The following is an 11,816-nucleotide window of genomic DNA, read 5'->3' on the forward strand; positions in this document are numbered from 1 at the left end:
GGCACGACCGCGAAGCGCGCCACGGCGTCCAAGTCGGCGTCGACCAGGACGAAGACCGCCTCCGCCAAGGCGGGTGCGAAGAGCAGCGCGACGACTGCGTCGAAGACCCCGCGCACGTCGACGGCGAAGGGCGCCAAGGCGAAGTCGGCCAAGTCGAAGGCCGCCACGGCGGAGGAGCTCGAGGAGGCCGACGTCGACGACGCCGCGATCGACGAGGCCGACGCCGGCGACGAGCATGCCGGCGGCAAGGGCGACAAGGCGCCCGCCGCCGAGCCCCACCCGACCGGTGCCATCGTCCTGCGCGCGTCCGACGACGAGGACGAGATGCCGGTCTACTCGACGACCATCACCGGCGCGACGGCAGACCCGGTCAAGGACTACCTGAAGCAGATCGGAAAGGTCGCGCTGCTGAACGCGGCTGAAGAGGTCGAGCTCGCGATGCGCATCGAGGCGGGCCTGTTCGCCGAGGAGAAGCTGTCGCAGATGAGCGACCAGGAGAAGCGCGGCCAGTACGGCCGCGAACTCCAGTGGGTCGCCCGCGACGGCCAGCGGGCGAAGAGCCACCTGCTCGGCGCCAACCTTCGCCTGGTGGTCTCGCTCGCCAAGCGCTACACCGGCCGCGGCATGCAGTTCCTGGACCTGATCCAGGAGGGCAACCTCGGCCTGATCCGCGCGGTCGAGAAGTTCGATTACACCAAGGGCTTCAAGTTCTCCACCTACGCCACGTGGTGGATCCGCCAGGCGATCACCCGAGCCATGGCGGACCAGGCCCGCACCATCCGCATCCCGGTGCACATGGTCGAGGTCATCAACAAGCTCGCCCGCGTGCAGCGGCAGATGCTGCAGGACCTCGGTCGAGAGCCCACCCCCGAGGAGCTGTCGAAGGAACTCGACATGACCCCGGAGAAGGTCATCGAGGTCCAGAAGTACGGCCGCGAGCCGATCTCGCTGCACACCCCGCTCGGCGAGGACGGCGACAGCGAGTTCGGCGACCTGATCGAGGACACCGAGGCGGTCGTGCCGGCCGACGCGGTGGGCTTCACGATGCTGCAGAAGCAGCTCGAGTCGCTGCTGGACTCCCTGAGCGAGCGCGAGGCGGGCGTCATCCGCATGCGCTTCGGCCTCGGCGACGGCATGCCGAAGACACTCGACCAGATCGGCGACACGTTCGGCGTGACCCGTGAGCGAATCCGCCAGATCGAGTCGAAGACGATGGCGAAGCTCCGCCACCCGTCCCGCTCGCAGTCGCTGCGCGACTACCTCGAGTAGGCCGCACGTGATGTACGCGCCGGCGATCCTCGTCGGCCGGCTCACCAGGATCGCCGCCCGGCTGCGCAAGCCGGGCGGCGGTTCGGCGGTGCCCGGCCTCGTCGTGAACTCGATCGCCCCCGGTTACCTCCGCACGACGCTCTCCGGCTTCCCGCAGGGCCTCGTCGTCGTCTCGGGCTCGAGCGGCAAGTCGACCACCACGAAGATGCTCGTCGCGATCCTCCGGGCCCACGGCGAGGACGTCTTCACCAACCCCTCGACCGCGAACATCAGCCAGGGCCTCACCTCCGCGCTGCTGGAGCAGGCCGACTGGCGCGGTCGCGTGCCCGGCGACGTCGCGGTGCTCGAGATGGACGAAGGGCACGGTGCGCGGGTCATGGAGGGCGTCGACGCGCGCGTGGTGACCCTGACGAACGTCATGGTCGACCAGATCGACCGCTTCCACGACTCCGAGATGGTCGCGTCGATGCTCGCCCGGATCGCCTCACGGGCCCACGGCGCCGTGATCGTGAACGCCGACGACGGCTACCTCGGCCGTCTCGCCGACGACCTGGACGACGGCGTGCAGGTGCATCGCTTCGGCGTCTCGGCCGAGGTGCTCGCGGCCGCCCCGCGGGGCCTCGGGCACACCGAGACCGCGCCGGAGCGACTGGATCGCGGGGCGGGCGTCGTGGTCGCATCCGTCGACGGCGCGTCGACCGTCCTCGCCGACGGCGAGGACGAGGTCGAGGTCCGGCTGCCCGCTCGCGGCACCCACTACGCCGTCGATGCCGCTGCCGCCTACGCCACCGCGCGCGCCGTGCTCGGCGCGCGGTTCGACCCGGAGGTCGCGGCGACCGCACTCGGCTCCATCCCCGCGGTCTTCGGCCGTGGCGAGCGGGTCACGGTGCGGGGCCAGGACGTCGACTTCGTGCTGGTGCAGAACCCCGCGAGCTACCAGTTGAACGTCGACAGCATCCCGAAGGGGACCGAGCAGGTCCTCTTCGCGATCGGGTCGGACGTCCGCGACCCGTCCTACTTCTGGCCGACGGATGCCTCCTCGCTGGGCCGTGTCTCGATCGTGAGCGGGTCCAAGGCCGACGAGGCCGCGCTCATGCTCGCGTACGACGGCGTCGCGATCGATCGCGTCGAGCACGACCTGGGGCGCGCACTCGACGACTTCCTCGCGGCGCCCGCACCCGCGACCGGCGTGAAGACGATCGTCTTCTCCGCCGACGCGATGCGGCGGACCCGTGCCCACCTCGGACTGACGGGAGCGGAATGACCCTCACGATCGTCTCGCTGCTGCCCTCGCTGCAGAACACGAACGGCGACGCCGAGAACGCTGCCGTGCTGGCGGCCCGCGCCCGCTGGGCGGGCCTGGACTCGCGGGTCGTCGCGGTCGAGGAGGCCGCCGACCTCCCCGAGCGGGTCGACGCCGTGGTGCTCGGCTCCGGGAGCGACGCCTCCCTCGATCGCACCCGCGGCGCCTTGCTGGGCATGCACGACGAACTGCGACGCTGGGGCACCGAGGGCGTCCCCATCCTCGCCGTCGGCACCGGCTGGGAACTGCTGAGCTGGGGGATCGAGTTCGCCGACGGTCGATCGATCGAAGGGCTCGGGATCCTCGCCGGTCGCGCCGTGCCGCGCGACGATCGCGTCGCCGGCGACCTCGTCGTCAGGGCGGCCGGGGGCCTGGGCCTGCTCGTCGGGTTCGAGAACCACGCCCGTGACTACGTCGGTGCCGAGGCCTCGCCGATCGGGCGGGTCCAGGCGGGCTCCGGCAACGGCCGCGGCTCGGGCCAGGAGGGCGTCCGGATGGGCGACGTGCTCGGCACCCACCTGCACGGCCCGGTGCTCGCGAAGAACCCGCAGCTGGCCGACGCCATCCTGGCCCGGATGTGCGAGCGCGCCGGCCTCGCGTACGAACCGGGGGAGCGGACCGGCGTCGTCGACGGGTACGCCGACGCGGCCAGGGCCGCGCAGCTCCGCGCGGCCGGCGTGGCGACGTCCGCCTCGGCCTGACGGGCCCAGGGCACGGTCATCGCGCCGGCCGTCCGCAGACGACGAAGGCCCCCGGATCGATCCGGGGGCCTTCGTGCGGTCGTGGGGCGCGTCAGTCGCGCGTGTCGGTGAGGAGCCGGCTCGACTCGTCGTGCCAGCTGTGGGCGATCTGCGACAGCTTCTCCTCGTGCTTCCGGCCGTGGTGAGCGCAGAAGAGGAGTTCGCCGCTGGAGACGACCACGCGGATGTAGGCCTGTGCACCGCAGGCATCGCAGCGGTCGAGCGCCGTGAGCTCATGCGGGGCGTCGACGTCGTCGACGGCACCGGCGGTCTCGGTGTACTGGGTCATGGCGCCTCCTTCTGTGCTTCGAGCCGTTCCCTTCACTCAATGAAAACACGTCGGGAGGCGCGAACCTTCCGTGCGGGCCCCATTTCGCTCTGCGCGAAGTGCCGGAGCCGGGACCGGGGGTGGCCCTCACTAGGCTTGTCCGACGTGAGCTCCGACTATTCCGCCCGCCACCTCTCCGTCCTCGAAGGCCTCGAGGCGGTGCGCAAGCGCCCGGGCATGTACATCGGGTCGACCGACTCCCGCGGCCTCATGCACTGCCTGTGGGAGATCATCGACAACGCCGTCGACGAGTCCCTCGCCGGCCACGGTACCGAGATCGACGTCGTGCTGCACGCCGACGGCAGCGTCGAGGTGCGGGACCGCGCGCGCGGCATCCCGGTCGACATCGAGCCGAAGACCGGGCTCTCCGGCGTCGAGGTCGTCTTCACCAAGCTGCACGCGGGCGGCAAGTTCGGATCGGGGTCGTACTCGTCCTCCGGTGGGCTGCACGGAGTCGGCGCCTCGGTGGTCAACGCCCTCTCGGAGCGGCTCGACGTCGAGGTCGATCGCAACGGCGCCACCTGGGCGATGTCGTTCCACCGCGGCGAGCCCGGCATCTTCGACGACGCGGGGTCCCCGTCTCCCGGTGCTCCGTTCCGTCCGTTCGAGCAATCGAGCGAGTTGCGCAAGGTCGGGCGTGTCGCCAAGGCCGTCACGGGGACCAGGGTGCGCTACTGGGCCGACCCCCAGATCTTCACGAGGGGAGCCGGCTTCCAGCTCGACGAGCTGCTCGGCCGTGCCCGGCAGACCGCCTTCCTCGTCCCCGGGCTCGAGATCACCGTGACCGACGAGCGCGGGGAGGAGCCCGAGGTCCACCGCTTCCGCTTCGACGGCGGCATCTCCGAGTTCGTCGACCACCTCTCGGTCGACGGCTCGGTCACCGACATCTGGCGGCTGTCGGGCGACGGCCGCTTCACCGAGACCGTCCCCGTCCTGAACGAGCACGGGGCGATGATCCCGACCGACGTCGAGCGTCACTGCCACGTCGACATCGCGCTGCGGTGGGGGACCGGCTACGAGACCGTCATGCGCAGCTTCGTGAACATCATCGCGACGCCCAAGGGCGGCACGCACCAGGCCGGATTCGAACAGGGACTGCTGAAGTTCCTCCGCCAGCAGGTGGAGCAGAACGCACGGCGACTCAAGGTGGGCAACGACAAGCTCGACAAGGACGACCTCCTCGCCGGGCTCACCGCCGTCCTCACCGTGCGACTGCCCGAGCCGCAGTTCGAGGGCCAGACGAAGGAGGTGCTGGGCACCCCGGCCGTGCGCTCGATCGTGGCCTCGGTCGTGCAGAAGGCGCTCGGCGAGCGGTTCGCCTCGACCAAGCGCGACGACAAGGCGCAGACGTCGCTGCTGCTGGAGAAGATCGTCTCCGAGATGAAGGCGCGCATCTCCGCGCGCACGCACAAGGAGACCCAGCGGCGCAAGAACGCCCTCGAGACCTCCTCCCTGCCGGCGAAGCTCGTCGACTGCCGCTCGACGGATGTCGCGCAGAGCGAGCTGTTCATCGTCGAGGGCGACTCGGCGCTCGGCACCGCGAAGCTGGCGCGCGACAGCGAGCACCAGGCACTCCTGCCGATCCGGGGGAAGATCCTGAACGTGCAGAAGGCGAGCATCGCCGACATGCTCGGCAACGCCGAGTGCGCGTCGATCATCCAGGTCATCGGCGCCGGCTCGGGGCGCAGCTTCGACCTCTCGACGGCCCGCTACGGCAAGGTCATCATCATGAGCGACGCCGACGTCGACGGCGCGCACATCCGGACCCTGCTGCTGACGCTCTTCTTCCGGTACATGCGGCCGATGATCGAGGACGGCCGGGTCTTCGCGGCGGTGCCTCCGCTGCACCGAGTGGTGGTCATGAACCCGGGCTCCAAGCCGAACGACGTGATCTACACGTACTCCGAGAAGGAGCTGACCGGCGTCCTCGCCACGCTGCGCAAGCAGGGCAAGAAGTACCAGGACCCGATCCAGCGCTACAAGGGTCTCGGCGAGATGGACGCCGACCAGCTCGCCTCGACGACGATGGACCCGAAGCACCGCACCCTCCGGCGGGTCGGCGTGGCCGATGCCGAGAACGCCGGGCGCGTGTTCGAGCTGCTCATGGGCAACGAGGTCGCGCCCCGCAAGGAGTTCATCGTCGGCAGCGCCGCCGCGCTCACGCGGGAGCGCATCGACGCCTGAGGCGCACCGATCCGGCTCGGGCCCGACGGGCCCGTGCCGCCGCGTGTCGACAGCGGTCGCCGGAGCGGCGCCCGGCTCAGCGGATGGGCCGACCGATCACCTGCACCGCCGCCTCGAGCGGCTGACCCGAGCCGTCGCGCTTGCCGCCGCTGTCCGGGAGGGTGCGCAGCGAACCGTCCCTGCCGAGCGCCCGTGCCGGTCCGGGCCCGACCCACGCCAGGGCGAGCGCATCCTGCCCCTTCAGGAACCGGTGGGCCCGAACGCCGCCGGTCGCGCGGCCCTTCCCGGGGAACTCCGTGAAGTCGGTGACCTTGGCCGCCCCCGGGTCGGTGCCGAGGAGCGTCTCGTCGGAGGCCGCGATGGTGACCACGACCGACGACTCGACGTCGGCACGGGGGAGTGCCGTGAACGAGACGGCCCGTGCGCCGGCCGCGAGCTTGATGCCCGCCATGCCGCCGGCCGGGCAGCCCTGCGGACGCACCGCGGAGGCGGGGAAGTGCAGCAGCTGGGCGTCGCTGGTGACGAACACGAGCTCGTCGTCGTCGCCGCCCTGGGCGACGCCGACGACCCGGTCGCCGGGCTTCAGGCCGATGACCTCGAAGTCGGGCCGGTTCGGGTAGGTGCCGGGGGTGACCCGCTTGACCACGCCCTGTTCGGTGCCGAGCACGATGGGCTGCTGCGAGTCGAGCGAGACGACGGCGAGCACCTCCTCCGAGCGGTCGGGGAGCGCGAGGTAGTCCGCGATCCGCACACCCGCGCCCAGCTGGACCGAGTTCGGCGGCAGCGCAGGCAGGTCGAGCGGGGAGAACCGGATGAGCCGGCCGGCGGAGGTGACGGCGCCGATCTCGCTCCGGCTGGTGGTCGCGACCTCGGAACGGACGCCGTCGTGCTTCGAGCGCCGGGACGGTGCGGTGATCGCGACGGCGGACTCGCCCTCGGGCGCGTCGACGCGGGCGATCCGACCGGTCGCTCCCAGGATCACCCGGCACGGCACGTCGGCGTGCTCGAGCGTGGCCGGATCGATCGCCTTGCGGGTCTTGGGCTGCACGCGCGCCTCGGTGAGCAGCGTGCGCCGGGGCGTGCCGAACCGCTCCGCGGCGCGGTCGAGCTCCTCGGCGACCTGCGCGCGGATGCGGGCGTCGCTCGCGAGGAGCTCCTCGAGCGCCGCGATGTCGGCGAGGAGCTGGTCGCGCTCGGTCTCGAGCTCGAGCCGTGAGAACTTCGTGAGCCGCCGCAGCCGCAGTTCGAGGATGTACTCGGCCTGCAGGCGGCTGAGGTCGAAGACCTCCTGCAGCCGCGTGCGCGCGACCTCGGCGTCGTCGCTCGAGCGGATCACCTGGATGACCTCGTCGATGTCGAGGATGGCGATGAGCAGGCCCTCGACGAGGTGCAGCCGCTCGCGCTTGCGCGCGAGGCGGTACTCGGAGCGGCGCGTGATCACCCGGATGCGGTGCGCCAGGTAGACCTCGAGCAGCTCACGGAGGCCGAGCGTCTGCGGCTGGCCGTCGACGAGCGCGACGCTGTTGATGTTGAAGGAGTCCTCGAGCGGGGTGAGCCGGTAGAGCTGCTCGAGCACGGCCTGGGGGTTGAACCCGGTCTTCACGCCGATCACGAGGCGGAGCCCGCGGGTGCGGTCCGTGAGGTCGGTGACGTCGGAGATGCCCGTGATCTTCTTGGCGTTGACGCCGTCCTTGATCTTCTCGATGACCTTCTCGGGCCCGACGAGGTACGGCAGTTCGGTGACGACGAGACCGGTCTTGCGCGGGGTGATCTGCTCGATCGAGACCTTCGCCCTGGTCTTGAACGAGCCGCGGCCGTTCGCATAGGCGTCGCGGACCCCGGAGAGCCCGACGATCGTGCCGCCGGAGGGGAAGTCGGGTCCGGGCACGAACTCCATGAGCTCGTCGAGCGTGGCCTCGGGGTTCAGGATCAGGTGCCGGGCCGCCGAGACGACCTCGACGAGGTTGTGGGGCGCCATGTTGGTGGCCATGCCGACCGCGATGCCGCTCGCGCCGTTGACCAGGAGGTTCGGGAAGGCGGCCGGCAGGACCTCGGGCTGCTGGTGCGAGTTGTCGTAGTTCGGGATGAAGTCGACGACGTCCTCGTCGAGGTCCTCGGTCATCGCGACGGCCGGCGCCGCCATCCGAGCCTCGGTGTATCGCGCCGCCGCGGGCCCGTCGTCGAGCGATCCGAAGTTGCCGTGGCCGTCGACGAGCGGGACCCGCATCGTGAAGGGCTGGGCGAGACGCACGAGCGCGTCGTAGATCGCGCTGTCGCCGTGGGGGTGGAGCTTGCCCATCACCTCGCCGACGACGCGGGCCGACTTCACGTGGCCGCGATCGGGGCGCAGGCCCATGTCGCTCATCATGTAGAGGATGCGCCGCTGGACCGGCTTCAGGCCGTCTCGCGCGTCGGGAAGGGCGCGAGAGTAGATCACCGAGTACGCGTACTCCAGGAACGACCCCTGCATCTCCTCGGCGACGTCGATGTCGTCGATCCGTTCGGCGATCTTCGGGGAGGAGTCGTTCGTGCCTGGGGTCATTCGTCGTCTCTGCGCTGGGCGTGCCGGGCACGCACTGGGGGAACGGGGCCGCGCCCGGCCTGTGCCAGACTGGGCGCGATGCCAGCCATGCTACCGGTGCCCGCCGACGACACCCCGCGGCTCACCGGCGTGCTGCCGGCCGCACTCGCGTCGATCGGCGGAGGCCGCGGCGCATTCGACCTCCCGGCGGTCCGCTCCGCCGTCGTCGTGCTCGTCGACGGTCTCGGTGCGCACAACCTGCGCTCCCGGGCGGGCCACGCTCGCTTCCTGGCGAGCCGGATGGCCAAGCGCGACGTGATCCGCACCGTCTTCCCGTCGACGACCGCGGCCGCGATCGCCAGCTTCGCCACGGGGCTCATGCCGGGAGCGCACGGCCTCATGGGCTTCCGCGTCCCGGACCGCGCGCACGATCGCGTCGTGAACCAGTTGAGCGGATGGGACGACCGGATGGTCCCCGAGACGTGGCAGCCGCACGACACCGTCTTCGATCGGGCGCGCGAGCGCGGCGTGCGCGCCGTCGCCGTGGGCGGCATGCGCTACGCGACGTCGGGCTTCACGCGCGCCGTCCTCCGCGGGGCGGAGTACCGCGCCGGCGCGAAGATCGCCGATCGGTTCTCCGAGGCCCTGCAGGTCCTCGACGAGGGGCCGGCGCTCGTCTACCTCTACGTCTCCGAGCTCGACCAGGTCGCGCACGCCCACGGCTGGGAGTCCGATCGGTGGCTGGCCGCGCTCGAGGCGCTCGACGCTGAACTGGCCTCGTTCGAACGACGGATGCCGCGGGACACGGGGCTGCTCGTGACCGCCGACCACGGCGTCATCGACGTGCCGCCGCACCGGCACGTCTTCATCGACGCCGAACCCGCCCTCGTGGAGGGCGTGCGCCACGTCGCCGGGGAGCCGCGCTGCCTGGGGCTCGTCCTCGACGACGCCCTCGACGACGCGGCCCGGGCCGCGCTGCTGGATCGCTGGCGCGACGCCGAGGGCGACCGGGCGTGGGTGGTCTCCCGCGACGAGGCCGTGTCGGCCGGACTCTACGGCGACGTCGACGAGGGCAACCTCGACCGCATCGCCGACATCCTCGTCGCCGCCCGTGCGGGCGTCGCCTACTACGACCGGCGCGAGGTGGACCGGCGCGGCGAGGACATGGTCGGCCAGCACGGCTCGCTCACCGACGAGGAGACCCGCGTCCCGCTCCTGCGGCTGGGCGCGTACGCGCGCGACTGAGCCCCCCTCAGGGACGACGCGACGGATGGCGCGGCGGGCCGCCGCGCCATCCGTCGTCGCATCGCGCCGGCTCGTGCCGGCTGCGGATCAGGAGGGGTACTGCCCGCGCTTGACCTGCGGCTTCGGCAGGCGCAGGGGGCGCAGCTGCAGCGCGCGCATGGCGGCGTACCAGCGGAAGCGCTCGACCTTGGACGCGCCGAACTTCGCAGCCAGCTTGCGCTGCAGCGTGAAGCCCATGACGACCACGTCGACGATCGAGATGAGGAAGAACGACCACAGCGCCAGGATGCCGATCGTCTGCACCTCGTAGCTCGGGACGAACGTCAGCACGATCACGACGAACATGACCGGGATGAGGATCTCGCCGACGCTGAAGCGGGCGTCGACGTAGTCGCGCACGTAGCGCTTCTGCGGGCCGCGGTCGCGCGTGGGCAGGTAGCGCTCGTCTCCCGCGGCGAGGCCGATCCGGGCGCGCTCGCGCGCCTCCGCGGCCTTGGTGCGCGCCTGCTTGGCGGCCTCCTTGCGGTCGTTCGGCACGAGCGGGCGCCGGTTGGCGGCCTCCCGCTCCGCGCGCGTCGGGGTCGGGGCGCCCTTTCCGACCTTCGGCGCCGCCTGGGCGTCGCCGGTCTCGGGGGCGGGGGAATCGGTGCTGGGATGCTTGGCCACGGGGAAGTCCTCGTCGAAATCGGTTCCTCTTAAGATTACCCGCATGACCGAGACCGCACCCGCCCCCGATTCCGACGACCCCGCATCCTCCGCGGACGCCGAGCACGCCTCGGTCGCCGAGCGCCTCGGCGCGGCCGTGGAGGCCCGGTTCCCCGCCACCGTCGCCGACCTGACCGACCTCGTGCGCATCCCGTCCGTGTCGTGGGACGCGTTCGACCCGGCGCACGTCGAGCGCAGCGCCGAGGCGATCGCCGAGCTCGTGCGCGGCCTCGGCGTGTTCGAGGTCGTCGACATCCGCCGCGCGCCCGTCGCCGAGGGCGACGGCACCGGGCACCCGGCCGTCGTCGCGCGCCGCGCCCCGCGCAACGGCCGCCCGATGGTGCTGCTCTACGCGCACCACGACGTGCAGCCGCCCGGACGCGAAGAGGACTGGCAGTCGCTGCCGTTCGAGCCCACGCTGCGCGGCGACCGCCTGTACGGACGCGGCGCCGCGGACGACAAGGCCGGCGTGATGGCGCACGTCGCGGCCATCCGCGCGTTCGTCGACGTGCTCGGACCCGACCCGGACCTCGGGATCGCCCTGTTCATCGAGGGCGAGGAGGAGGACGGATCGCCGTCGTTCGGCAACTTCCTCCGCGAGCAGCGCGACCTGCTGGAGGCCGACGCGATCGTCGTCGCCGACTCCAACAACTGGGACGTCGACACCCCCGCGCTCACGGTCGCCCTGCGCGGCAACGTGACGTTCCGCCTCACGGTCTCGACGCTCGACCACGCGTCGCACTCGGGCATGTTCGGCGGTGCGGTGCCGGACGCGATGCTCGCGACCGTGCGCCTGCTCGACTCGCTCTACGACGCCGACGGCGCGGTCGCGGTCGAGGGCCTGACCTCGACCGAGCTCGAGACGCCTCCGTACGACGAGGCCCAGCTCCGCGCGGAGGCCGGCCTCCTCGACGGCGTCTCGCCGATCGGCCGGGGCAGCATCCTCTCGCGCATCTGGGCGCAGCCGTCGATCACGATCACCGGCATCGACGCGCCGTCGGTGGCGAACGCGTCGAACACGCTGATCCCGAAGGCGACCGTGCGCGTGAGCACGCGAGTGGCGCCGGGCCAGGATGCGCGCGAGGCGTACGAGGCCCTGCGCGCGCACCTGCTCGCGCACGCGCCGTTCGGCGCGCACGTCGAGATCGACGACGTCGACACCGGCCAGCCGTTCCTCGTCGACACGAGCGGATGGGCCGTGGCCGACGCGCGCGCCGCCATGGCCGAGGCATGGGGGAGGGATCCCGTCGACATCGGCGTGGGCGGGTCGATCCCGTTCATCGCCGAGCTCGTGGAGGAGTTCCCGGCTGCGCAGATCCTCGTCACCGGCGTGGAGGACCCGGACTCGCGCGCGCACAGCCCGAACGAGTCGCTGCACCTCGGCGTGTTCCGGCGCGCGGTGCTCACCGAGGCCCTCCTGCTCGCCCGCATGCAGGAGCGCGCGGGGGAGTGACGCCGATCCGTGGGGGGCCCGCGGGCGCCCCCCCGCTCCCCCCCGCGCCCGGGGGACCCCCCCCCGAC

At 71.9% G+C, this 11,816-nt stretch carries 9 protein-coding genes; 6 read left to right on the forward strand and 3 right to left on the reverse strand.

Features of this window, described 5'->3' with window-relative positions:
* The 3 genes from ABME01_RS15465 to ABME01_RS15475 form a co-directional block, all read left to right on the forward strand.
* A partial coding sequence (locus ABME01_RS15465; RefSeq protein ID WP_353829322.1) for an RNA polymerase sigma factor occupies positions 1-1,269 on the forward strand: 1,269 nt, incomplete at its 5' end.
* A 10-nt stretch (positions 1,270-1,279) separates the two neighbouring features.
* Positions 1,280-2,533, forward strand: coding sequence for a Mur ligase family protein (locus ABME01_RS15470; RefSeq protein ID WP_353829330.1), 1,254 nt, complete (start codon positions 1,280-1,282; stop codon positions 2,531-2,533).
* A complete protein-coding gene (locus ABME01_RS15475; protein WP_353829323.1) occupies positions 2,530-3,273 on the forward strand; it encodes a type 1 glutamine amidotransferase in 744 nt (247 codons plus the stop codon). The genes ABME01_RS15470 and ABME01_RS15475 overlap by 4 nt, the downstream gene beginning before the upstream one ends.
* A gap of 91 nt (positions 3,274-3,364) precedes the next feature.
* Here ABME01_RS15475 and ABME01_RS15480 read toward each other — a convergent pair whose 3' ends face one another.
* Entirely contained in the window at positions 3,365-3,601 is a 237-nt protein-coding gene (locus tag ABME01_RS15480; protein WP_353829324.1) for a DUF7455 domain-containing protein, read from the reverse strand.
* Between the two features lie 144 nt (positions 3,602-3,745).
* Between ABME01_RS15480 and ABME01_RS15485 the strand changes: the two genes are divergently transcribed.
* Positions 3,746-5,824: a DNA gyrase/topoisomerase IV subunit B gene (locus tag ABME01_RS15485; RefSeq protein WP_353829325.1), complete on the forward strand. Its 2,079-nt coding sequence runs from the start codon at positions 3,746-3,748 to the stop codon at positions 5,822-5,824.
* A 76-nt stretch (positions 5,825-5,900) separates the two neighbouring features.
* On the opposite strand, the gene ABME01_RS15490 is transcribed toward ABME01_RS15485, so the two are convergent.
* Positions 5,901-8,366 (reverse strand): DNA gyrase/topoisomerase IV subunit A, encoded by a 2,466-nt coding sequence (locus ABME01_RS15490; RefSeq protein ID WP_353829326.1) that lies wholly within the window; start codon positions 8,364-8,366, stop codon positions 5,901-5,903.
* A gap of 78 nt (positions 8,367-8,444) precedes the next feature.
* On the opposite strand from ABME01_RS15490, the gene ABME01_RS15495 reads away from it, so the two are divergent.
* Entirely contained in the window at positions 8,445-9,590 is a 1,146-nt protein-coding gene (locus tag ABME01_RS15495; protein ID WP_353829327.1) for an alkaline phosphatase family protein, read from the forward strand.
* 87 nt (positions 9,591-9,677) lie between these two features.
* Here ABME01_RS15495 and ABME01_RS15500 read toward each other — a convergent pair whose 3' ends face one another.
* Positions 9,678-10,256, reverse strand: a complete 579-nt coding sequence (locus ABME01_RS15500) for a DUF3043 domain-containing protein (RefSeq protein WP_353829328.1) — start codon at positions 10,254-10,256, stop codon at positions 9,678-9,680.
* 43 nt (positions 10,257-10,299) lie between these two features.
* Here ABME01_RS15500 and ABME01_RS15505 point away from each other — a divergent pair, with 43 nt between their 5' ends.
* Positions 10,300-11,748 carry a dipeptidase gene (locus ABME01_RS15505; protein WP_353829329.1) on the forward strand — a complete coding sequence of 483 codons (1,449 nt, stop codon included), beginning with the start codon at positions 10,300-10,302 and terminating at the stop codon, positions 11,746-11,748.
* Positions 11,749-11,816 lie beyond the last annotated feature (68 nt).

This window comes from Agromyces litoreus, from assembly GCF_040496015.1.
In the GTDB taxonomy this organism is placed as follows: Bacteria; Actinomycetota; Actinomycetes; order Actinomycetales; family Microbacteriaceae; genus Agromyces; species Agromyces litoreus.